General features: G+C 61.0%; 24 protein-coding genes. 1 reads left to right on the forward strand and 23 read right to left on the reverse strand.

Annotation, left to right across the window (positions count from 1 at the left end; translation table 11 throughout):
* Positions 1–10: 10 nt before the first annotated feature.
* The 23 genes from MFF61_RS28435 to MFF61_RS28545 form a co-directional block, all read right to left on the reverse strand.
* Positions 11–640, reverse strand: a complete 630-nt coding sequence (locus MFF61_RS28435; RefSeq protein WP_238241044.1) for an NADH-quinone oxidoreductase subunit B family protein — start codon at positions 638–640, stop codon at positions 11–13.
* Positions 637–1,341, reverse strand: coding sequence for a 2Fe-2S iron-sulfur cluster-binding protein (locus tag MFF61_RS28440; protein ID WP_238241045.1), 705 nt, complete (start codon positions 1,339–1,341; stop codon positions 637–639). Before MFF61_RS28440 ends, MFF61_RS28435 begins: the two co-directional genes overlap by 4 nt.
* On the reverse strand, positions 1,341–3,146 hold the full coding sequence (locus tag MFF61_RS28445) for an NAD(P)H-dependent oxidoreductase subunit E (RefSeq protein ID WP_238241046.1): 1,806 nt from the start codon (positions 3,144–3,146) through the stop codon (positions 1,341–1,343). The genes MFF61_RS28440 and MFF61_RS28445 overlap by 1 nt, the downstream gene beginning before the upstream one ends.
* A 68-nt stretch (positions 3,147–3,214) precedes the next feature.
* On the reverse strand, positions 3,215–4,108 hold the full coding sequence (hypB, locus tag MFF61_RS28450) for a hydrogenase nickel incorporation protein HypB (RefSeq protein ID WP_373324811.1): 894 nt from the start codon (positions 4,106–4,108) through the stop codon (positions 3,215–3,217).
* Positions 4,109–4,131: 23 nt separating this feature from the next.
* Complete coding sequence (locus MFF61_RS28455) at positions 4,132–4,500, reverse strand: hydrogenase maturation nickel metallochaperone HypA/HybF (RefSeq protein WP_238241048.1); 369 nt, start codon at positions 4,498–4,500, stop codon at positions 4,132–4,134.
* A gap of 11 nt (positions 4,501–4,511) precedes the next feature.
* The gene (hypE, locus tag MFF61_RS28460) at positions 4,512–5,579 is read right to left on the reverse strand and encodes a hydrogenase expression/formation protein HypE (protein ID WP_238241049.1); all 1,068 of its coding nucleotides are present in this window, start codon (positions 5,577–5,579) and stop codon (positions 4,512–4,514) included.
* Positions 5,576–6,724, reverse strand: coding sequence for a hydrogenase formation protein HypD (hypD, locus tag MFF61_RS28465; protein WP_238241050.1), 1,149 nt, complete (start codon positions 6,722–6,724; stop codon positions 5,576–5,578). The genes hypE and hypD overlap by 4 nt, the downstream gene beginning before the upstream one ends.
* Positions 6,721–7,413, reverse strand: coding sequence for a D-sedoheptulose-7-phosphate isomerase (locus tag MFF61_RS28470; RefSeq protein WP_238241051.1), 693 nt, complete (start codon positions 7,411–7,413; stop codon positions 6,721–6,723). Before MFF61_RS28470 ends, hypD begins: the two co-directional genes overlap by 4 nt.
* 11 nt (positions 7,414–7,424) lie before the next feature.
* Positions 7,425–7,706, reverse strand: coding sequence for a HypC/HybG/HupF family hydrogenase formation chaperone (locus tag MFF61_RS28475; RefSeq protein WP_238241052.1), 282 nt, complete (start codon positions 7,704–7,706; stop codon positions 7,425–7,427).
* Between the two features lie 2 nt (positions 7,707–7,708).
* Positions 7,709–10,150, reverse strand: a complete 2,442-nt coding sequence (gene hypF / locus MFF61_RS28480; protein WP_238241053.1) for a carbamoyltransferase HypF — start codon at positions 10,148–10,150, stop codon at positions 7,709–7,711.
* Entirely contained in the window at positions 10,132–11,169 is a 1,038-nt protein-coding gene (locus MFF61_RS28485; RefSeq protein WP_238241054.1) for an NHL repeat-containing protein, read from the reverse strand. Before MFF61_RS28485 ends, hypF begins: the two co-directional genes overlap by 19 nt.
* 158 nt (positions 11,170–11,327) lie before the next feature.
* Complete coding sequence (locus MFF61_RS28490) at positions 11,328–12,200, reverse strand: NifU family protein (protein ID WP_238241055.1); 873 nt, start codon at positions 12,198–12,200, stop codon at positions 11,328–11,330.
* 13 nt (positions 12,201–12,213) lie between these two features.
* Positions 12,214–12,414 (reverse strand): hypothetical protein, encoded by a 201-nt coding sequence (locus MFF61_RS28495; RefSeq protein WP_238241056.1) that lies wholly within the window; start codon positions 12,412–12,414, stop codon positions 12,214–12,216.
* 33 nt (positions 12,415–12,447) lie between these two features.
* Complete coding sequence (locus MFF61_RS28500; protein ID WP_238241057.1) at positions 12,448–12,660, reverse strand: hypothetical protein; 213 nt, start codon at positions 12,658–12,660, stop codon at positions 12,448–12,450.
* A 21-nt stretch (positions 12,661–12,681) separates the two neighbouring features.
* Positions 12,682–13,710, reverse strand: a complete 1,029-nt coding sequence (locus MFF61_RS28505) for a tetratricopeptide repeat protein (RefSeq protein WP_238241058.1) — start codon at positions 13,708–13,710, stop codon at positions 12,682–12,684.
* A 119-nt stretch (positions 13,711–13,829) separates the two neighbouring features.
* Positions 13,830–14,138 carry a hypothetical protein gene (locus MFF61_RS28510; protein ID WP_238241059.1) on the reverse strand — a complete coding sequence of 103 codons (309 nt, stop codon included), beginning with the start codon at positions 14,136–14,138 and terminating at the stop codon, positions 13,830–13,832.
* Positions 14,135–14,611 (reverse strand): hydrogenase maturation protease, encoded by a 477-nt coding sequence (locus MFF61_RS28515; protein WP_238241060.1) that lies wholly within the window; start codon positions 14,609–14,611, stop codon positions 14,135–14,137. Before MFF61_RS28515 ends, MFF61_RS28510 begins: the two co-directional genes overlap by 4 nt.
* A 4-nt stretch (positions 14,612–14,615) precedes the next feature.
* The gene (locus MFF61_RS28520; protein ID WP_238241061.1) at positions 14,616–14,945 is read right to left on the reverse strand and encodes a hypothetical protein; all 330 of its coding nucleotides are present in this window, start codon (positions 14,943–14,945) and stop codon (positions 14,616–14,618) included.
* 45 nt (positions 14,946–14,990) lie between these two features.
* Positions 14,991–15,305: a hypothetical protein gene (locus MFF61_RS28525; RefSeq protein ID WP_238241062.1), complete on the reverse strand. Its 315-nt coding sequence runs from the start codon at positions 15,303–15,305 to the stop codon at positions 14,991–14,993.
* A 90-nt stretch (positions 15,306–15,395) separates the two neighbouring features.
* The gene (locus tag MFF61_RS28530; RefSeq protein WP_238241063.1) at positions 15,396–16,994 is read right to left on the reverse strand and encodes a nickel-dependent hydrogenase large subunit; all 1,599 of its coding nucleotides are present in this window, start codon (positions 16,992–16,994) and stop codon (positions 15,396–15,398) included.
* A gap of 47 nt (positions 16,995–17,041) precedes the next feature.
* Positions 17,042–18,004, reverse strand: coding sequence for an NADH-quinone oxidoreductase subunit B family protein (locus MFF61_RS28535; RefSeq protein ID WP_238241064.1), 963 nt, complete (start codon positions 18,002–18,004; stop codon positions 17,042–17,044).
* 444 nt (positions 18,005–18,448) lie between these two features.
* Positions 18,449–19,903, reverse strand: coding sequence for a sigma-54 dependent transcriptional regulator (locus tag MFF61_RS28540; RefSeq protein ID WP_238241065.1), 1,455 nt, complete (start codon positions 19,901–19,903; stop codon positions 18,449–18,451).
* A gap of 221 nt (positions 19,904–20,124) precedes the next feature.
* Positions 20,125–20,484 carry a LysR family transcriptional regulator gene (locus tag MFF61_RS28545; RefSeq protein WP_306423423.1) on the reverse strand — a complete coding sequence of 120 codons (360 nt, stop codon included), beginning with the start codon at positions 20,482–20,484 and terminating at the stop codon, positions 20,125–20,127.
* Positions 20,485–20,773: 289 nt separating this feature from the next.
* Between MFF61_RS28545 and MFF61_RS28550 the strand changes: the two genes are divergently transcribed.
* Positions 20,774–21,366 (forward strand): hydrolase (locus tag MFF61_RS28550; protein WP_373324812.1); only part of this gene is annotated, 593 nt, incomplete at its 3' end.

Raw genomic sequence — 21,366 nt, forward strand, 5'->3', positions numbered from 1 at the left:
AGAGTGTCCCTTAGTCAAAACGGTTGATGTGGGCGGGAATGCTAAATTTCCGGCCGTGGACAAGATCATCGAGCACCTTGAAGATCGTCTGCCCGTCGGGCGGACAACCAGGTATGAAATAGTCGATCTGCACCACCTCGTGCAGCGGATAGACCTTGGTGGTGATCCTCGGGATGTCCTCGTGATAGGGAATGGTCGGCGCCTGCTGAAGCGGGCGTGTCGGCGAATCGACATAGGCCTCGCGCAGGCAGTCCTCCAGCGGTACCAGATTGCGCATGGCGGGCACGCCGCCCCAGACCGCGCAGGCCCCGACCGAGATTAGCACATCGCAGTTCTCGCGGAAATGTTCGAGCGTTTCGATGTTCTCCTCATTGGCGACTCCGCCTTCGACGAAGCCGATCGCGGCGCGCCGGGGAATCCGCTTGACGTCGGTGAAGGAGGCGCGCGTGATCGTGACCTTCTCCAAGAGCTTCAACAGGTTCTCGTCCATGTCCAAGAACGACAGCGTGCAGCCCCAGCAGCCGCATAGTCCGATCATGGCCACGTGGATCTTCTCGTCCCGCACCGCCATGACGGCGGGGTCCATAGCGGTTCTGGGCAGATGATGGGATAAAACTTCGTCCTTGCCGCGATGGCTCATTTGTTATCCTCCTCCAGAGCGCGTTCGCGGATCGATCGGATGTCGAACTTGCGCTTTCCTATTGGGTCATTGTAGCCGCGCCCCTTCTCGATGATGCAGCCGACCGGGCACATCTCGGCGGCTTCGCGGGCTTGTTCGGGGGGCATCCGATCGGCCAGTTCCACGTCGATGTCGATGCGGGCGTGTGTCCCGCGGCCATGGATGGAGAAGATCTTGCGGCCGGTTTCCCGGTCGCGGACGAATTCCACGCAGCGCTGACAGAAGATGCAGCGGTCGCGCTCCAGAAAGATGAGGCGGGCCGCTTGGTCGCGCTCGCGCTCGGGAAAGCGGTAGGGAAAGCGCGACACCACCATCTCGACCTCATAGGCCACCGCCTGCAACTCGCAGCGGCCGCTTTTCTCGCAGCTCGGGCAATTGTGGTTGCCTTCCGAGAAATTCGCCTCGACCAGCGCCTTGCGCATGTCCGCAACCTCGGGCTTCGCAACCTCGACCACCATGTCGCCGCTGATCCTGACCGTGCAGGCGGGCATGATACTGCCATTGACCACGACCGAACACACCCGGCACGTTCCCAGACAGGGCCTGCCGCGCATGTAGCAAAGCGACGGAATATAAACGCCGTTGTCGGCAGCTACATCGATCAGGGTCTCGCCTTCAGAGGCCGAGATTTCCTTGCCGTCAATGGAAAGCTTGGTGGCCACTAGTGAGTCTCCTTCACCAGGACTTGGAATGCGTCCTCATGCCCCTGCAGTGCCTTTTTCAAGTCGAAGCTGGGCAGGAGGGGGCCATCGCCCGCCGTCAATCTGTCGCGATACAGCTCTGGAAAGCTCTTCATTGTGGTCAGAATCGGCTTGGCGGCGGTGGTGCCCAGGCCACAGCGGCTGGTGGAGCGCATCAGCTTGCCCCAGTTGTCGCAGTCATCCAGATCCTGCTGCGCCGCCGTGCCGGCGATCACCCGGTCCACCTTGGCCCGCATGTCGACGCAACCCGAACGGCAGGGGGTGCAGATCCCGCAGGATTCCTCGACGAAGAAATCCATAAAATGTCGAACGATTCCCAGCAGGTCGCGGCTTTCGTCAAAGATCATCAGCGAGCCGTTGCAGGAGAGGTCACCATAGCAGAAGACGCGCCCGCCATCCTTGGCCGCGGAGACACATTCTCCCGATGGGCCGCTCACCTGAACCGCCATCGGCCGGGAGGCGCCAACCATCGCCAACACTTCGTCAAGGCGCATGCCCCACTCGATTTCGTAGATGCCCGGCCGCGCGCAATCGCCCGAGACGCTTAGTAGCCGGGTGCCGGAAGACTTGTCGGTGCCCATTGACGCGAACCAACGACCGCCCTCCTCGACGATTCTACTGACGGCGGCGAAGGTCTCCACATTATTGACGACGGTCGGCATACCCTGATAACCGGCCTGGATCGGATAGGGCGGCTTGACCCGGGGCGTGCCGCGCTTGCCCTCGCAGGATTCGATCAGCGCGGTTTCGTCGCCGCAAATATAGGCACCTGCGCCCATCTGGATGCGGATGTCGAACGTGAAGCCACTGCCGAGAATGTCCGCTCCCAGCAGACCGGCCTCGCGAAACTCTCCAATCTGTCGTTCCAAATAATCCTTTAGGTACCGGTACTCCGCGCGCAGATAGAGAATGCCTGAGCGCGCGCCCACCGCAAAGGCCGCGACGGCCATGCCGATCAGCACGTCGCCGGGCGAGCGTGTCAGCAAAACCCGGTCCTTGAAGGTGCCGGGCTCGCCTTCGTCGGCATTGCAGATGATGAATTTTTCTGCCCCATCGGCCTCGTTTGCGAGCCGCCACTTCAGTCCGGTTAGAAACCCCGCGCCGCCGCGTCCGCGCAGTTTTGAGGCAGTGATCTCCTCTATGATTTCGATCGGGTGCCGGGCAAGCACGCCCTGAAGCACCGCGTGATAATCGCGCATTGGTTTGAAGAAGATGGGTCCCCGGTTGCGAATATTGGAAGCGACTATCGTGTTTACGTAATCGAGCGTGCCGCTGTTGTATCCGCTTGGGTTGGCGATGTCCGCCGGCGCCTTCCCGGTCCGGAGCTGGGCGACGATATCGCTGACCGATTCTGGCGTGAGGCGTGTGAATACCACGTCATCGATCATCATCGCAGGCTCCTGATCGCTCAGACCCACGCAGGGGGTGTCCTCAAGCCCGAAGAGGCCATCGCCGCTGAGGCCGCCGAACCGCGCGCCGGTTTCCCGTTCGAGCGCGGCGCGCACATCCTCATACCCGTTCATTCGGGCAATGACCGAGTCGCACAGATAAATCTGATGCTTTCCCGATGGTGTAGACCGAAAGAAATGGTAAAAGGAAACTGTTTCATCGACGTCCAGCGGCGACATATTCAAGATTTCGGCAAGAGCTTTGACATTGGCGCCTGAGATCCACCCGTCGCGGCGTTGGATTTCCCACAGCATGGTGATGAGATTTTGTTCTCGGGGCGCATTAGAGAACGTCAGGTGACGAGTTTCGCTGTTCATCTATCCTCCTCAGTTCCGTTTCTCAGTTTTCAAGTAGCTTCTAAGGATAACGGTTCCTAACACGGGCATTAGCAATGAACACTGGAGCGCTGCCCTTCAAGCCAGCTGTACCAATCGTGCAGGCCATCACCGGTCTTGGTTGAGATCTTAATAATTTCGACGTGTGGATTGACTTCACGAGCAGCTGCAACAACCCTTTCGACATCGAAATCGAGATGCGGGAGCAAGTCGATTTTGTTCAGCAGAACAAGCTTGGAAGCGCGAAACATGTGCGGGTACTTGAGAGGCTTGTCCTCGCCCTCCGTCACTGAAAGTATTGCGACCTTGGCCTTCTCGCCGAGATCAAAGAGCGACGGACAAACCAAGTTTCCAACGTTCTCGACGAACACGATAGAACCCGGTCTCGGCTTCAACGCGCCGAGAGCTCGCTCGATCATGTCGGCCTCGAGATGACAGCCTGTGCCGGTATTCACCTGGATCGCAGGCGCTCCGGCGGCATCGATTCGGGCGCCGTCATTGACGGTCGCCTGGTCGCCCTCAATGACCGAAATCGCCACCTTCGCATGGAGGTCGCGGATGGTCCGCTCAAGCAGCGACGTCTTGCCGGAACCCGGCGAGCTCACGAGGTTGAGCATCAAGACTTCGCGACCCGCGAGCCAGGCGCGATTGCGAGCGGCAAGCGCATCATTTTTCTCCAGGAGCGACTGCTGCAAGGTGACGACGCTGGCATGCGGATGGGAGTGGTCGGAAGCGCTCCCATGATCATGACCATGGGAGTGTGCATGTCCGTGATGATGGTGCCCATGCCCGAGAGCGTGATCGTGGTCGTGGTCATGCGAGGGATGGTGTCCCGCGTCGTGAAGCTCTCCCCGAGCGTTGCGGCGGATATCGCTGATCTCGCCGGTCTTGACATTGGTCATTGTCGCCGTGGCTCCATCCGAACAACCGCAATCGATGCACATGGGATTCGCTCCTTCTGAACTGGTTAAGCGCGCGCTGAGAGAGAAAAGTCGGGGATCAAATCAGCCTCCAATTCGATCTCCCGGACCATCAACTCTTCGCCCGCCAGCCGCTCGATGTCGCGGCTGCCGCAGGCGCACGACGCATAGAGTGTTGGCGTCGGAAACTCTGCTTGACAGCCGCGACAGCGGCCACGGCCGTCAATCTCTCGAAGCTCCAGCCTTGCACCGTCGACAAGCGTTCCCTTCGCGACGACCTCGAAGCAGAACCGGATTGCTTGCGCGTCCACCCCCGACAGCTTGCCGATATCCAACGTCACCCGCCGGACGACTCGCCCCTGAGCGTGCTCGGCGACGATGGCGACGATGTTGCTTGTGATACCCAGCTCATGCATACGGTTTGCCCTTAGCAGATCCTTGGCAACTGTTCGCCGACCAGCATGTCGACAATCCGCCGCCCTCCAAAAAAGGTTTGCATTGTCACCCGTCCGGCCTCGCCACTCCCGGCGCGTCCGACAATGGCCGCACCGGCGCCGAGCGGGTGAGCGCGCAGCGTCGATAGCGCTGCATCGATCTCCTCAGGCGGAACAGCCATCACGATTTTCCCTTCGTTAGCGAGGTACAAGGGATCTAGGCCAAGAATTTCACAGAAGCCGCGCACTTCATCCCGCAAGGGTATCGCCGCCTCGTCGATGTCGATTGAGACGCCCGACGCTTCCGCCATCTCGTTGAGCACGGTAGCAATACCGCCGCGCGTCGCATCGCGGATACAACGCGTACCGGGCGCCGCACGAAGCAAAGCCCCGATCAGCTCGTGAAGGGCGGCGCAATCGCTCTCGATCTCCGTGTCCAGCGCAAGGTCACCGCGCGCACACAGGATCGAGGCGCCATGATCGCCCAGCAAACCATTGACCAGAATTCCATCGCCAGGCCGGACGCCTTCGATACCCAGGCTGACGTTCTGTGGGATCACGCCAATGCCGGTCGTGGTGATGAAGACCTTGTCGCAGGCGCCGCGCTGAACGACCTTGGTATCGCCGGTGACGATCGAGACCCCTGCCGATCTCGCCGTTTCGGCCATTGACATCGCCACTTGCCGCAGCAACTCGATTTTCGTGCCCTCTTCAATGACGACGGCGCAGGAGAGATATAGCGGCAAAGCGCCGCCGACCGCGAGATCGTTGATCGTGCCACAAACCGCAAGTTTGCCGATGTCACCGCCAGGAAAGAATAAGGGGTCGACGACGAACGCGTCTGTGGTGAAGGCGAGACGATCACCATGGCGAGCAAGTGCGGCCAGGTCGAAGCGCGCCTGATCCTCAAGAACATGCGCATCTAAAGGCGCAAAAGCGGAGACGAAAACATCGTCGATGAGATCTTTCATCGCCTTGCCGCCGCCGCCATGGGCAAGCGTGACGGCTGGGACGTGAACCCGCCCAAGCACACGTTTGCGGAGAGGCTTCAGAATATTCATGAATGGTCTACGGCTGGTTCGAGGGCGCTGTGGCGTTTAATTCCTCCATACTGATAATAGGCTGCGCAGGCGCCTTCCGGCGAAACCATGAGCGCGCCAAGCGGCATTTCAGGCGTGCAGGCCGAACCGAAGACTTTGCATTGCCACGGCTTCAAGACGCCCTTCAAAACCTCGCCGCACTGACAGGATTTTGGATCGGCAATCCGCACATTCGGGACGATGAATTTCCGCTCAGCGTCAAAGCGCGCGTACGCCTCCCGCACCTTGACGCCGGAATGATCGATCGAGCCGAGACCCCGCCACTCAAAGAACTCGCGCAACTCGTACACCTTACCCACAGCGGCGAGCGCGGGATCATTCCCATGTTCGGGGACGATCCGGGTGTATTGGTTCTCAACCTCGGCACGCCCGTCACTGATCTGCTTGAGAAGCATCCAGATCGACTGGAGCACATCAAGCGGTTCAAACCCCGCCACAACCATCGGCCGCTTGTAGAATTCGGCAATGAACTCATAGGGCGCAGTGCCAATCACCATTGAGACATGGCCTGGACCGAGGAAGCCGTCCAAATGGAGGTCGGGGCTGTCGAGGATCGCCTTGATCGTCGGCACGATCGTTATGTGATTGCAAAAGACGGAAAAATTGGTGACGCCGTCGGCCTCGGCCTGCAAGATGGTTAGCGCCGTAGACGGCATTGTCGTCTCAAACCCGAGACCGAAGAACACAACTTCCCGGTCGGGGTTGTTTCGGGCAAGCGCCAGCGCGTCCATCGGCGAGTAGACCATGCGCACATCAGCGCCGTCCGCCTTGGCCTGGATTAGGCTCTTCTTGGAGCCCGGCACGCGCATGGCGTCGCCAAAGGTGGTGAAGATCACGCCGGGCCGCTCAGCGATCGCTACACAGTCGTCGACGCGCCCCATTGGTAGCACGCAGACCGGGCAGCCTGGCCCGTGCACCAGCTCAATAGTGGGCGGCAGCATTCCTTCCAGCCCGTAGCGAAAGATCGAATGCGTGTGGCCTCCACACACTTCCATGATGTTGAGCGGGCGGGTTTTCGTGATTTCGATCCGGTTCGCGAGCTTCTCAATCTCGCACACCAGCGCCTTGGCCTTCTCGCGGTCGCGGAACTCGTCAGCAAATTTCATTGGACATCTCCTTTGCCGGCTGCCGAGCCGCGCTCGTCGGCGAGCAGCGTATGCACAAGGTCCCATAGGATATGATAGGCAGCGACGTGGCATTCCTGGATTCGGTGAATCGATGAAGATGGCACGACGAGGCAATGGTCGACTGTGCCGGAAGATCTCATTTTTCCGCCGTCGCCTCCGGTGAGACCGATGGTGGTGACGCCCATCTCCTTGGCCTTCAAGAAAGCAGCGATGAGGTTTTGCGAATTGCCACTGGTCGATATGCCGATCAGTGCGTCACCCTTTCGTGCATGCGCGACGAGCTGACGCACGAAGACGTGGTCGAAGCCGAGATCGTTGCCGACAGCGGAGATCATGGCGAGATCCGCGACCAAATTTGTCGCGGCCAACGCCGGACGTCCGGCGGTGACGGGATGCACGAACTCGACCGCTACGTGAGAGGCGTCGCAGCTTGAGCCGCCATTTCCCATCGAGAAGAGCTGGCCATTGCGCCGGTAGACCTCGGCAAGCGCATGCGCGGCGGCAACGAGGATTCCGGCCTGCTCGCCGAAGAAGCGCTCGCTGGTCTCACGGGAATCGCGCGCTTTCTCGGCCACCGAATGACGTAGCGCGGCATCGAGCTTGTCCGGGTCCTGCGTCTTGCCGTGCAGGAAGGGGTACAAGCCGCTGAGAGTGCCTTCGTTCGACATGTTGGTCACCCCTAGTGAACCGCGGAAAGGCGCATAGCCTCCATCTCGGCCTGCGCCTCCCCGAGTTCGGTGAGTATCTTAAGTGTCTCTGCCGCCTCTTGCTCGTTGATGCGGCTCATCGCGAAGCCGACATGGACAAGAACCCAATCGCCCACACAGGACTCAACGGGATGCTCCTCATTGACGACGCAGGCGATGTTGACTTGGCGACGCACCCCGCTGATTTCGACCGTCGCGAGCTTTCTCGCGACGTCGTCGACTCTTATGATCTGTCCTGGAATGCCGAGGCACATGGCTATGCTCCCTGTCGCCGAAGGATTTTGTTGTCGATCAGGCGAGCTGCGGCGATGGCTGCCTGGCCAAGCGCGACGCCGCCATCGTTGGCTGGCACCGCGGCGTGTGTAAGAACTTTGAAGTCACTCGCCTCGAGACGCCGGATGGTCTCCTCGAGCAGGATACGGTTCTGAAAGCATCCCCCGGAGAGGGCTACCGTGTCGAATCGAGGGACTGCTGCGCCTTCCTCGCCCCGATCCGCGAGCTTGAGCGCCATGGCCACGATGGCCTTTGCCAATCCCTTGTGAAAACGTGCGGCGATCACCGAAACGTCGGTATCGAGTATCAGATCGCCCAGAATGGCGTTCCACATGCCGAGTGGCTCGATATAGGGTAGCCCCGATCCTCGGAGGTTGGGGATCGTCAGCGGGTAGGCGAGGCGATCGCCTTCCTCCGCCAGCGTCTTGCGGCATGCGATGGCCTCAAGACGCGCGGCCGCTTCTCCCTCATAGGCCTGATGCTCGAAGCATATGTCGAGCGAAGCGGCCACGGCGTCGAAGAGACGGCCGCAGGAGGACGCAAGGGGGCAGTTCGTGTCACTGCGGATCATCGCATCGAGGGTTGCGCGCGGCTTGCAGGACAGTTTCTGGAAAAGACCCAGCCCGTCGAAGCTCATCGCGAACTGCGCCCAACCCATCTCCGCCATCAGATGGGCGTAAAGATTGCGCCACGGCTCGCGCGAGGCCCGCGCGCCGCCCGGCATTGCGACCGGTTTGAAGGTGCCGAGACGCTCGAAGCTACGGTAGTCGAAGAGCAGGAACTCGCCACCCCAGATGGTTCCGTCGATGCCATAGCCGAGCCCATCGAGGGCGATGCCCAGAACGGCAGGAGCATCGAGCGGGCGGCCGTTCTCGGCGAGGCAGGCGGCGAGATGTGCATGGTGGTGTTGCGCCTGGACGAGCGGCAAGCCTTCCGCCTTCGAGCGCTCCACCGCGAGCTTGGTCGAGAGATACTCGGGATGCATGTCGCAGGCCAGCGCTTGCGGCGCATGCCCGAACAAAGTGCGAAAGAGTTCAAGATTCTTCAGATAGTCGCACCAGGTGGCAGCGTCATCGAGATCGCCCTGATGCTGGGACAACACGGCGCGGCCATCTTTGAGAAGGCAGAAGGTCGCCTTCATCTGGGGGCCATAGGCGAGGATCTCCGGCGCTTCCTCGAAGCCCTGCGGCAAGGGGATGGAAGCTGGCGCGTGGCCACGCGCCCTGCGCAGGAGACGGAGCTGTCCGCCGATCCATCGCGCCACCGAATCATCCACCCTGTTGGCGATCGCGCGGTTATGAATGAGCGCATAGGGCGCAATTGCCGACAGTGTTTCACCAGCCTCCCTATCATCGATGACCTGCGGCTCGTCGGATCGATTGCCGCTCGTCATGACGGCCGGCCGCTTCATGCGGCGGAACATCAGCACATGCAGCGGCGTTGGCGGCAGCATGAAGCCCAGCGTCCGCAGACCAGGCGCGACGCCCTCGGGCAGTCGTTCGGGGCCCGCGGCTTCCAGCAGAACGATGGGGGCCGCTGGCGACCTCAGCGCCTCTTCCTCTTGCGGCGAAACGGAACAGTAGCGGCGGATCACATCGGTGTCGCGAGCCATCAGCGCGAATGGTTTCGCGTCACGCCGCTTCAACTCCCGCAGCCGTGCGACGGTCTCCGCTTTCGTTGCGTCGCAGGCGAGTTGATAGCCACCGAGCGCCTTGACAGCGACAATCTCGCCCTTCTGGATCAGGCTCATCGCGGCGTCGACATCATCAAGCATGGAATGCTGCTCGGCGCTGATGGCGCGCCCGTCGAAGCGGATGAGCCGCGCCCTGGGACCGCAAAGATGACAGGCGATCGGCTCGGCGTGAAAGCGGCGGTCGGCGGGGTCGCCGTACTCGCGCGCGCAATCCTCGCAAAGCGGGAATGGTGCCATCGTGGTCGCGACTCGGTCGTAGGGCACCGAGCGGACGATCGTGAGGCGCGGACCACAATGGGTGCAGTTGGTGAAGGGATATCGGTAGCGTCGAGCGAACGGGTCGAGGACCTCCTCCGTGCAGGCCGCGCAAATCGCCGCGTCTGGCGAGATGTCGGTGCAAGCCGCGCTCTGCGCACTTTCGGCGATGCGAAATCCCCGGTCTAACGATCCGCCATACGTTGTCACTTCGATTGCGGCGATGTCGGCCAGCGGAGGCGGCGCGGCGCGCAGCCGGGCGATAAACCGTTCGACGCCGTCGCTGCTGCCGCGGACGCGGATCAATACACCTTCGCCGTCATTTAAAACCTCGCCATCCAAGGCACAGTCGCGCGCATGCCGCCAGACGGTCGGACGGAAGCCGACGCCCTGCACGCGGCCGCGCACCCGGATTTGGACGCTTTCGCGACGATCGGCGGCCAAAGCGAGCTGATCGTTCACGCTGCTGCCTCCCATAGCAGTACGCGATTGTTGCCGGTATCGGCGACGGCCATCAGGGCACCGCAGGCAGCGACGGCAAAAGGCCAACAGAGGCTGTCGCGGGCGGCGAAGCGCCAGCGGTTGTCGCCCTTGTCACCGAATGCGTGCTGTCCCGCGAGCGCAGCGGCCGCGGCGTTCATGTCGAGCCCTTGGAGCCGAAATCCGATGAGGCGGGAGTTGGCGGTGTCTGCGCAGATCAGTGTTCCGTCAACGACTGCGAGGCCATAGGGCATCTGCAGAGAACTATCCGTCGGGTAATAGGACCCCTTGTTGTGGTCGTTTGCGTCGAACGTAGCCTGTCCGACGACAAAGCTGGCAGGTGCGCCGTCTGCATTGGGGAGACCGTTCCAGACCATGATGCGGCTATTGCCTGCATCCGCGACCAAGATCTTTCCGTCGACAACGGCGACAGCGTGCGGCCACCGCATGCCAATGGCACTGGCGCCGCTGCCGGCGTTGTCGTCTCTTAGTGCCATCCCGATCTGGCCCAGCACCAGATCGGCCGGTTGCCCACATCGGTCGGGAATCGAGTTCCAGACCAGGATGCGCCGGTTGCCGGTATCGGCAACGTACAGCTTACCATCGGCAATGGTCACGCCATAGCACCAGTTGAGCGTGTCCGGTCCGGCCCGGCCCAAGCCTCTATTAGGTTGCACCGAGGAAAAGCTGCTCTGCCCAAGTACGATGTCGGCCGGTTGATTGCTCTGCTCGGGCATCGTGCGCCAGATCAGGACCCGATGATTCCAGGCGTCGGCGATTGCCAGCCTGCGTCCATCCGTTGCCAGGCCGGTTGGCATGTTTAACGTTGCAGCGTTCGCATCGCCGCGCGCATTGCGCCCTTCAGTTGAGAAATTCGGCTGGCCGATGAGGAGATCGGCCGGTTGATTGTCTTCCGTAGGAACCGTGCGCCACCCGAGGAGACGGTGGTGACCGGTGTCGGCGACAAAGAATGGACCGTCCTTCCCAGTAAAGCAGACGCCCCGCGGTCCAAACATGGTCGAGCGGCCCGGCGCCAAGGGCACTGGCAGTCCGTCCTTCCCAACTTGCTCGCCGAGTATGACACGGGCCCCTCTGGGCTCAAGGAGCGGATCAGTGCGTTCCTTCCCGAGCTCGGGAACGGGAGATCGGAGGCTTGGCCGCAGCAAGACGTTCATCATGTCGCGAGCCTTACTTCGACGCGGTTGCCGACGACCTTGACGCCATGGGATTGAAGCTGAACTTCCGGCGCGGTCAGGCATTCGCCAGTCGCGAGGTCGTACTGAAAACCGTGCCAAGGGCAGGTGATGATGCCGTTCTCAACAATGCCGCCGTCGATCTCCAGGCCGAGATGGGCACAAGCATTCTGGAAACATGACACGATCGCGCCCTGCCGCGAGAGAATGACGCTCTCTCCGCCGACCGTCCTGGTGCTGATGCCACCTTGAGGGATCTCGTCGAGCCGGCAGACGAGGTGCCAGCCATCGACGGAGCCAAGGGCAAAGGGGCTAATAAAACGCACGCTGTCCTTCTGCGCACCACTACAAGCCCCCTTCACCTGGAGAATCTCGGTGATCTCCGGACAAGCTTCCTCGATTGCTTTCTTGACGCCGGCGTGAAAGGTCAGCGCGGACGCCGGACATCCATCACACGCGCCTGTGAAGCGCACCTCGATCGCGGGGGGAGTAACGGAGACGAGCTCCACGTCGCCGCCATGCGCAGCCAGCATCGGCCGAACGGAATCGAGAGCGGTCTCGACGCGCTCGCTGAGGCTGGGCTTCAGGATATTGTGGTGACGCAAGACGGCGTAGACGATCTCGTCCGCCACGGCCTGTTTCATGGTTTCGAGTGCAGCCGGGTCAGACTTCAAGGAGCGCACCAAGCGCCGAAACGCCTCGGCCTGCAGATCCTCAATGGCTCGCCGGTAAGCTTCGACGGCACTGCGTTGTGTCTCATCCCACGCGGCGAAGATCGCTTCCAGCCGATCAATATCGCCGATGTAGCCGGTGAGCGTTTCGCGATGCATTGGGGCGAGATCAATGGCGTTCATACCGGCATTATCCTCAACGGTAGCGCAGATCTTTGAAGAGGTAGGGCTGCAGCGCGCCGCCAATGAACCCGGCCGCGGCCGCCGCGACCGCTAGCGACAGACCGAGCTTGCCGATAACAACAAGGATCACAGCGGTCGCGACCGCGCCGATCGCCGTCTGCCGGTAGACTTTGCCCGGTTCGGCGAACAGCCTCCCCTGGAAAAAGAGCGTCATCGAGCTTCGTACCATCTCAAACATCGGTCCACCTCACGAGATCAGAACCAGCGCAGCAAGGCCGACAACCAGACCCGCGACAGCCCCCACTGGCCCGTAGAAGCTGCCCATCATCGCGGCTAGGCTATTGCCCATGTGCTTGCCGCCAACCAGAACGCCGCCGACCGCGCCGCCAGCGATTGACGCGATCACGCCAATCGCGAACGCGATTATTGCGCTGATTGCTATGGATTCGACTCCCGACATGTATCCCAAGCCTCCTTCACTTCAGTTGAATTGCGTACTCTCCGCGGCACTCCGTCCGCTTCCGTTGCTGGGCGGCGCCGAAAGCAGCTCCCGGTCGATCTGGTCACATGCTTCGGCTACGACGCGGGCCTTTTCGGTCTCCCCACTGCGGCTGAAGATTTCTCTGGCCTGGCGGTAATAGTCCCGGGCGGCAATCAGGTTGGCACGGTTACCCTGTTCGAGGTGTTCAGGGTCATCGGGCAGGTTCCACAGGCAGTTCGCCTTGTTGGCGATCGTGTTGGCGTATTCCAACGGCATCGTCGCACTGGTGCGGACCTTCAGCGCCTCGTCGTAGGCCTCGAGCGCTCGCAGATTGTTCTCTACCGTATGACTGGATGAAGCGTATTGGAGGGCGTTTCCGAGATTGTTCTGCAGCATCGCGTATTCGGCGGGATGATCGACGAGATTGACCGTCCGGAGCCCCTCCTCGAAGGCCTGAACCGCCAACGCTTCACGCATTTTGGCGCGGCTGTCAGTAAAGGGCATCGAGAGGAATGCCGTCGCGAGATTGTTTTGGAGGATCGCGAACTCTTTCGGAAACCGATCCTTGTCGAAGGTTCGCAGCGCGCGTTGGTAGGCAGCGATCGCATCAGTGATCCTGGCGCGATTCTGACCTGCCAAGGTCTGGAGTGCGAGACCGAGATTCATCTCGGTCTCTGCCACCTCTTCAGGACTACCCGAATCCTTTAGAGCGGGAAGGGATTCAGCAAAGGCTTCCCGCGCGGCCAGAAGAGGCTCCGCACCTTCGCCCGGCAACGCCAGGAGCGCCGTGCCCTTGCGCGCGGTGATGCGCGCGATCAGCAATCGCTGATCCTTGGGACATTTCGCAAGCGCGCGATCATAGAGGTCGATCGCAGCTTCAATCTGGCCAGCATTCTTGGGACGATGCTGGAGACCGACAGCGATCTCCATCAGCATTTCGGCGCGCTCGGCGGGGCCCGTCGCCTCATCTTCGGCAGCCGCAATTGCGGCGCGCAACTCATCGTCTATGCGGCCACGTTCCTGGCGCATCGTTCCTCCCTTGACCCTTCTTGAGGCGCTTCTCGCAGGTCGCCTCTTGGACTGATTTGACACATTAGAGGGAAGCCACGTTGGCTGTCAAGAACGCTTCCTATCTGCAAACTTAATTGTCAATGTATCGATACGACGAGGGCAGCCCGATTGTCATCCCAATGCGCGGCGAACTCGCCGTTGACGTCATCGCCAAGGCCATGACTGTGAAAGAACTCCGGGGCGAAGACGACGCGATCTCCGGCAGCGTTGCGACGCTTGAGCAGATACCCGCCGGCTGCAGCGTGGCGGACGGGAAGCACGATGACATCGTCGTCAGGACGCAGCAGCACGACCGCTTCGACCCCAGCGAAGTAGCGATCGCAGACGACTGCCGACATGTAGAGCCCACCACCACGAATGCGTATGGTGACGGGTTCGGCGCTCATGTGTGTGTCTTCGTTGATCGGCGTTGTACCATTTCCTCGACACGTGCGGCGACCTTCGCCGCGGCGGCCGAAGCGGCCTCAGACAAGCCGACGCCAAAGCCAAGGGCTCCGGCCTCAATCAGGAACACCGTCACATCCGTGGGAAACGCGTCGCGGAAGATCTGCCGGCCGGCGTGAAGGGCGGCATCCCAGCGGAAGTCGTGCAGATTGAGGCCGGGCGAGTAAGGTCGCTCGAGTTCGGCGCCCGGCACCTCGTAGACCGCTCCCGGTTCGACTCCGGTCCGGGCTGCGTCGATCACAATCAGCGACGTGCAGCCACGCGCCGCAAACATCACCGACATGCCGTCGGTACCGGCATCGAAAAGTTTGACCTGCTCATTCGCAAGGCGGCGGGTCTTCAGGTGCCGGATGACCTCTATGCCGACCCCGTCGTCCTGTCGGTTGAGATTCCCACACCCGATGATGGCAATCATGCCATCAGATCCGCCAAAGTCGGCATGACCATTCCGGCTCAACAGGAAGCGCAAGCTCGGGCAGCTCGCAAAAACGCCGATGGACGAGAAAGTACATGCACGTTTCACAGCTTTGCTCGATTTCGCCGGCTTCGACGGCATGGAGCGTGAACCCGCCGATCACCAGCTTGGCGCGGAGATCGCCCGCTGCGGGACGGAGCCGTGCTGTCACCTCCAGAACACGCTCATGAGTGTCCGCACGAGGGAAGACCTCGGTCTTCAGTCCCTCCGTCAAGTACGCGCGGATGTCTTCGCGCGTTTCTGCCTCATCCTGCGCGTTCGCTAACGCTGACATTTTTGCCTCCGGGCGGGGCCGCATTTGCGATCGTCTACGGCAGCCTCAGATACGCCACAGCCGGCACCACCAGTTTGGATCGACCGGAACCGACAGCTCCGGCAGATCGCACCACTGACGATGCACGAGATAATACATGCATTCCAGGCAACGTTGCTGATCGGGTCCATAGGGCTGGTCGATGAACCCGCCGATAACCATCTTGCCCTTCAGATCCTCCGGGTCGAGCTGCCGGAGTTCACCTAGGATCGCGGCGAATTCCTTGTCGGTTTCAGGGAATGGTTCGGTCTGCGTCTTGAGGCCGTTCTTCATCATAACGGCCATCTTGCGGAGCAGAGCTTGTTGTTCATCACTGTTCATTGCCGTCGGCCCCGCCCAAGGTTGCACGGTTCCTGGATGCCCACCTGAAGCGGGCATCCAGGAATGACTGTGGCCCAAAAACGACTAGGATCAAGCGGTACGGAAACGAGCAAGCTCTTTTCCGGTGCTCGCGTCGTGAGCGTGGACCGTGCAAACCAGGCAGGAATCATATGATCGACAGACGTGCCCGACTTCGACAGGATCGCTCGGATCGGCGATCGGTGTGCCCACGAGCGCTTGCTCGATCGGCCCAAGTTCGCCGCTGTCCGACCGCGGCCCAACGTTCCAGGTGGTCGGCGCAATGATCTGATAGTTTTTGATCTTGCCGTTCTGCACCTCGATCCAGTGGCAGAGCGCGCCTCGGATCGCCTCAGTCGCTCCCCAGCCCTTACCGTCGCGCTCGGTCGGCTTGATGTACCAAGGGTCGTTCAAGCGGAACTCACGCAGGCAATGCTCGGCTTCACGGTAGAGCTTCACACCCTCGTGCATCCGCGCGAAATGGCGCAGAGCGACGCTCGCTCCGCCGAGCTTCTTGTACATGTCGAGCACCAGCGGATCGGTGTGCTGCCAGCCCTCTCCGTGATCACCGCCGGCGATCAACTGCCGCGCGAGCGGACCTGCTTCGAGCCGGCCATCCATCTCATGTCGAACCGCTGTCGACCAGGAATACTTCGCGTTATGGTCGGTCGGGTTCTTGCCCACCGGCTTGGTGACACGGTCGAACGGGTGGCGGCCGCTCGGCTCATCGTACCAGGCATGCATCACGTCCTCACGCGTGAAATTCTCGGCCATGACCTGGTGCTTGTCGGTTCCGCCAACAAAGACGCCGCTTTTCATGCGCACCGACGCTTGCCGCGATTCGATGGTTGGCTTGTTGTACTTGTCCTCATGCGGCAGGTACCCCCAAGAGACGAACTTGCCGTGCCCCCGGCCGTAAGTGTCTACGCCGATGTCCTGGCTCATCCGCCAGAACATCCCAAGATCGGAGTTTGCGTGCTCGGGCCTCTCGTCGATCCAAGCCATGAGGTCGTCATAGGAGCGGATCTCTTCATAGCGCTCGAGGGAGCAGCCAAGCCAGACCGGCTCCATCCAATTGCGACGGAAATGCTCCAGGATCGACCAGGCACGGGTCACGTCGGTGAGCGTGGGCGCGCACATGACGCCGCCGGGCACCATGAAGCTCGAATGCGGCCACTGACCGCCGAGTAGCGCATAAATCTCGACCGGACGGCCCGAGATAGTCACGCCAATTTCATAGTTCGTCCCGGTGAACGGAGACCAGCGCTTGACCGCTTCCTCATAGTATTTCGATCGGGAGTAGTTCTTATGCGTATAGTCGATCATGAAAAGACCATAGTGGTGGCGCGGCAAACTCTGCAAACTTTCCGCGATCTGACCGAGGTTGCGCGCCAAAATCGCGTTGCGTGGCACGTGGGTACCCCACGCCGTGTCGAGCGCCCACGCGGCGCACGTGAGGTGGGACGCGCCGCAGATGCCGCAGGCACGCGGCGTGACCACAAGACCCGCTTGCGGGTCTTTGTCGCGCAAGATGACTTCGAAACCGCGAAAAAGCTCGGCTTGTGTCCATGCGTTGACGACAACGCCGTCTTGAATGTCGACGCGCACATCGAGGTCTCCCTCGACCCGGCCGACGGGTGAGATGTCAAGTGTTTGGACTGCTGCGGACATGACTAACCGTCCTCCCTAAGTTCTTGATTTGTTGCGCAAAGTTATACTCAGACGACGAAGATGTCCTGTTCAGCCCAGCGCGGAGAAGCGGCCTTGGCTGCAGCCGTGAGCTTGATGTATCCCGTCTTGTCGACGCCAGCGGGCATGTCCTTGGGCACGCCCATCACCGTTTGTGTCTTGAATACTGTGCCAGGCGCAAGATCGAAGAACGGAAACTCCGGCTCGGTGCAGCCCAGACACGGCATCCCGGCCCGCGTCTTAGACGACTGCCGATTCCATAGGATACGGTTACACGGAGAATGGGTCATCGGACCCCGACAGCCGAGATCGTAGAATAGGCACCCTTTGCGCTGCCCGAATTCGGTCGCCGAGACCTTGTAAGCGAAGTGCATATTGCGGGTGCAGCCGGTCTGGGTAAACGAAGTGAAGAAGGTTTTCGGACGCTGGAACTCGTCGAGCGCCAGGTCGCCGCCGCGCCCCGTGGCGACCGCGACCACGATCTGTGTGATCCAGTCGGGATGGGCAGGACAGCCCGGCACGTTGATGACAGGCAAGCCGGCCTTGGATTTGAAGTCCTTGCCGAGATAGCCACCATGGCTACGTTTAAGGAACTGCAGACCCTGACTGTCGGATGGATTGGGCGCCGTTGCAGGGATGCCGCCCCAGGTCGCGCAATCGCCGATTGCCACGACGAAGTTGGCCACCTTGCAGAGATCGGTCACCCAGTCCCTCATTGGCCGGCCCGCGAAGCGGTTCCATTCTCCGGTCCCGTTGGGAGCGTTTACGACAGTTCCTTCGAACACGAAGATGTCGAGCGGAAGGGCGCCGGACGTCAGCGCCTTCAGCATCTTCTGCAAGTTCTCTCCAAGCTCCAGTCCAAGGGATGGGTGCCAGAGAATGTTGATGCCGAAATCGGTGACAAGGTCACAGGCGCTCGGCTCCTCGGCATTCAAGAAAGACATCGTGTTGCCGGAACACGCCCCGCCTTGGAGCCATAGAAGGTTCGCCATTGGGTTTTTCCTCACCTAGAGATAGCCGCATTCTATGATGCGTACCCTCGCTAAGCAAGTTACATGCCAGAACTCCAATAAAACAAATTACAATGTAATTTCAAAGGCTTGTCCGGAATGCTGGTCCGGCGGAGACGGGATATGCAAACTATGTTGTCGAAAAGAACTCTTACTTTATGCAAAGATAGTTATCATCAATTTAACCGTGTCGATTGCCACATACTGGGCATGTGACCTCAAGGGGGTAACCATACCATATCCCACGACAGCGGCTGCACCAATGGCCAGTAGCCTGGTGTTCGGGCGCACCAATGACCTTGGCCATCGCACCGATGCCCAGATTCTTCGCCGGCCTGGCCGGCCCGGAGGGTGACAGTCTCGATTGCGGGAATCGGAGAACCGCCGCAGGAGGACGCGTTTCGTCGTTGTCGCCCATTCGTCGCCTCACTCGCTCTCCGTCAAGTTATAGCGCTTGATCTTGTTCGCAAGCCCGACGCGCGACAAACCTAGTTCGGCCGCCGTACGACTTTGATTCCAGCGATTGCGGCGGAGTGCCCTGACCACAAGCTGTCGTTCGAGGCTTTCCACCTGCCCCTTCAGGCTCGTTCCCTCTGGCGCGATTCCTTCCAGCACTATGGGCGCCTTCCGTGCATTCGCAGCGGCCAGCAGCGCCGGTGACATATTGCGCGTGGTCAGATGCTCACCATCCTGGGCCAGCGCGACCATGCGACGGATCTCATTTTCAAGCTCACGAACATTTCCGTGAAAGTCGCACGCCAAAAGCTTGGCGATCGCATCAGCGGTGATGCCGAGGATCTTTCGTCCGCTCGCCTCCGCATGTTTGGCGACAAAGAATTCCGCGAGGGGAGTGATATCTTCGGTTCGATCCCGAAGCGGAGGCAGTTCGAGCTCGATTCCCTTGAGGCGAAAATAGAGATCCTGTCGAAACTCCCGGCACGCAACGAGGTCCTTCAGCGGCCTGTTTGCAGCCGCGATAATGCGAACATCGCAGTGAACCACCTTGTCGGAGCCAATTGGCTTGACTTCGCCTTCCTGAAGAAACCGCAGGAGGCTGACTTGAAACGACGGTGACACTTCGGAGATTTCGTCAAGAAAGACCGTACCACCATCAGCCGCTCGAAACAGTCCGAGACGATCAGCAATGGCCCCGGTAAATGCTCCCCGCGTGTGGCCGAACAGCTCCGATTGCAGCATCTCGTCCGATATCCCGCCGCAATTCTGAACGAGCAGCGGGCTTGCCCGCCGCTTGGAATTGTAGTGGATCGCTCGCGCGAGCAACTCCTTGCCCGTGCCCGTCTCGCCTTGAATGAGAATCGGTAGGTCGGTCGTGGCGGCTCGCCGCGCCACGTTGCAGAGCTGCGCCATCTTCTCGCTTGCGTAGACAAGCTTTTCAAATCGCTGACTTTCTGGCCGAAGAAGCAAGCTCGGACCAGCGTAATCGTTTGCCAAGGAAACCCCTTCGACCTTGAACTCCCTTGCGAGAAGGCGATGTCGACGAGCTAGCTCGCGGGCCTCCAGCGCTCTTGAGATAACCAAGCCGAGCTGCGCTGCGTTTAGCGGCGCCAGCAGAAATTGATAGATTGCCGCTCGCGTCAGCGCTTCCTCGGAGATTGACGTGGCGTCTGGAGCAACATGAACGCGCACAATGTCAGGATGGGACGTTCGCAGGCCCGCCAAGAAGCCGACACCTTCCGACTGGCTGCGGTCATCCTCGGCTACGACGAGGTCAACTTGGGCGGCGTCCAGCGCCTTGCGAGCTTCCCCGATCGAGCGAGTGACAATGGTGCGGTAGCTGTAGCGGTCCGACAGCACCTCAAGTGCCGTCGACCAGTCGGACGCCGGGCGTGCGACGACAAGTACAGTGGCTGCGTGCATCATATCAACTGCGTTTCCATTCTGCATACATTGTTAGCAGAGGAGGATGCTAGCTTCAACGGCTTCGCGCGGTTGCAAGCCTATCACCAGCCTGGACCGCCGTGCCCCTTTGTTGTCCCCGCGAACTCGGACCAACGCAGACGCACTCTTTAGTAGTCGAGCCAGTCGCGCAGGAGCGGGCCAGGACCAGCTGAGAAGCCCGGCGCCTTGAATAGCTCAAGCTGTCACCGCCGCCTGCATCCTCCCCAGACACGGCGGCTGAAAATTTCCCAGACCGGCGACGCGCCCGAGGTCTGAGCGCGGGGTCGCGGGGCGCCGCCCAGTTGCAGCCCACCATGCCTCTCGACGGGTCGAGGGGAGGGCGTGGTGGTCAGAGCAATGATCTCCGCGCCGGCCGCGGTCGCGGCATAGCCGGACCGCCGCCGATCGAACAGGACGACGCCAAGGCTCTCCTCGACGGCCGACAAGCGCCGGGAGATCGTCGAGTGGTTCAAGCCCAACGCGGCTGCCACGGCGGCCAGACCGCCGTGTTCACCGATGGCCTTTACGACCCGTAGGTCGTCCCACGACAGGGCGGACAGCAGGGGGAGGGGGACGGCTTTCGTTTCGACATTTTGTAATCATTTGATAACGCGAGCAAATTCGGCGGCAGCGGGCGCCGCAAACGCCTGGGAACCGCGTGTGGAGGGACAACTTTGGCGCGACATTGATGCCGCCATCCGCAAAATCGCACAAGTAATTCCGCGCACTTCGCGGGTCCCCGAGCTTGGCTCGAGACCGTAATTCTTAGCCATCGGCGGCATGGCGCCCGGCGCACTCTCCGCGGCCGCTGTCGTAAGGACAATGTCGTTTCGGAAAGGATGTGTCGTGAGCATCAAAGCGATTGCCCAGCCTGCTCGCACCCTTCTCAGCCCGCATGATCACGCGCTCCTCCTGATCGACCACCAGTCGCAGATGGCCTTCGACGTGCGCTCGATCGATCCGACGAACCTGCGCATCAACGTCGGCAGTCTCGCCCAGACGGCGAAGGGCTTCAAAGTGCCGACGATCCTGTCGACGATCTCGAAGGATACGTTCGCCGGCCCGCTCTTCCCGGAGATCACCGAAGCCTTTCCGGACGCCGAGGTCACGGACCGGACGACCTCGAACGCCTGGGAAGACGAGAACTTCATCAAGCGCATCAACGCCGTCGGCAAGGACCGCCTGGTCATTGCGGGCTTGTGGACGTCCGTGTGCTGCAACGGTCCCGTCGTGACGGCGCTCGAGCAGGGCTATGAGGTCTATGTGGTGACGGATGCGTGCGGCGACTGCACGACTGAGGCACATGAGCGCGCCGTGGCGCGCATGGTCCAGGCGGGCGCGCGGCCGATTACCGCTTTGACTTATTTGCTCGAACTGCAGCGCGATTGGGCGCGAACCGAGACCTACGACACCACGATCAATATCGCCACGCGGTTTGGCGGCGG

It is taken from the genome of Methylobacterium isbiliense (assembly GCF_022179325.1).
Classification (GTDB): Bacteria; Pseudomonadota; Alphaproteobacteria; order Rhizobiales; family Beijerinckiaceae; genus Methylobacterium; species Methylobacterium isbiliense.

Excerpts from the sequence above, each read along its gene's own strand:
- MFF61_RS28435 (WP_238241044.1), bottom strand. The coding sequence starts at position 640 with ATGAGCCATCGCGGCAAGGACGAAGTTTTATCCCATCATCTGCCCAGA.
- MFF61_RS28485 (WP_238241054.1), bottom strand. The coding sequence starts at position 11,169 with ATGTTTGGACCGCGGGGCGTCTGCTTTACTGGGAAGGACGGTCCATTC.
- MFF61_RS28515 (WP_238241060.1), bottom strand. The coding sequence starts at position 14,611 with ATGATTGCCATCATCGGGTGTGGGAATCTCAACCGACAGGACGACGGG.
- MFF61_RS28500 (WP_238241057.1), bottom strand. The coding sequence starts at position 12,660 with ATGTCGGGAGTCGAATCCATAGCAATCAGCGCAATAATCGCGTTCGCG.
- hypD (WP_238241050.1), bottom strand. The coding sequence starts at position 6,724 with ATGAAATTTGCTGACGAGTTCCGCGACCGCGAGAAGGCCAAGGCGCTG.
- MFF61_RS28520 (WP_238241061.1), bottom strand. The coding sequence starts at position 14,945 with ATGTCAGCGTTAGCGAACGCGCAGGATGAGGCAGAAACGCGCGAAGAC.
- MFF61_RS28490 (WP_238241055.1), bottom strand. The coding sequence starts at position 12,200 with ATGAACGCCATTGATCTCGCCCCAATGCATCGCGAAACGCTCACCGGC.
- MFF61_RS28530 (WP_238241063.1), bottom strand. The coding sequence starts at position 16,994 with ATGTCCGCAGCAGTCCAAACACTTGACATCTCACCCGTCGGCCGGGTC.
- MFF61_RS28510 (WP_238241059.1), bottom strand. The coding sequence starts at position 14,138 with ATGAGCGCCGAACCCGTCACCATACGCATTCGTGGTGGTGGGCTCTAC.
- MFF61_RS28495 (WP_238241056.1), bottom strand. The coding sequence starts at position 12,414 with ATGACGCTCTTTTTCCAGGGGAGGCTGTTCGCCGAACCGGGCAAAGTC.
- hypE (WP_238241049.1), bottom strand. The coding sequence starts at position 5,579 with ATGAATATTCTGAAGCCTCTCCGCAAACGTGTGCTTGGGCGGGTTCAC.
- MFF61_RS28540 (WP_238241065.1), bottom strand. The coding sequence starts at position 19,903 with ATGATGCACGCAGCCACTGTACTTGTCGTCGCACGCCCGGCGTCCGAC.
- MFF61_RS28470 (WP_238241051.1), bottom strand. The coding sequence starts at position 7,413 with ATGTCGAACGAAGGCACTCTCAGCGGCTTGTACCCCTTCCTGCACGGC.
- MFF61_RS28445 (WP_238241046.1), bottom strand. The coding sequence starts at position 3,146 with ATGAACAGCGAAACTCGTCACCTGACGTTCTCTAATGCGCCCCGAGAA.
- MFF61_RS28455 (WP_238241048.1), bottom strand. The coding sequence starts at position 4,500 with ATGCATGAGCTGGGTATCACAAGCAACATCGTCGCCATCGTCGCCGAG.
- MFF61_RS28525 (WP_238241062.1), bottom strand. The coding sequence starts at position 15,305 with ATGAACAGTGATGAACAACAAGCTCTGCTCCGCAAGATGGCCGTTATG.
- MFF61_RS28505 (WP_238241058.1), bottom strand. The coding sequence starts at position 13,710 with ATGCGCCAGGAACGTGGCCGCATAGACGATGAGTTGCGCGCCGCAATT.
- hypB (WP_373324811.1), bottom strand. The coding sequence starts at position 4,108 with ATGTGCATCGATTGCGGTTGTTCGGATGGAGCCACGGCGACAATGACC.
- hypF (WP_238241053.1), bottom strand. The coding sequence starts at position 10,150 with ATGGGAGGCAGCAGCGTGAACGATCAGCTCGCTTTGGCCGCCGATCGT.
- MFF61_RS28475 (WP_238241052.1), bottom strand. The coding sequence starts at position 7,706 with ATGTGCCTCGGCATTCCAGGACAGATCATAAGAGTCGACGACGTCGCG.
- MFF61_RS28535 (WP_238241064.1), bottom strand. The coding sequence starts at position 18,004 with ATGGCGAACCTTCTATGGCTCCAAGGCGGGGCGTGTTCCGGCAACACG.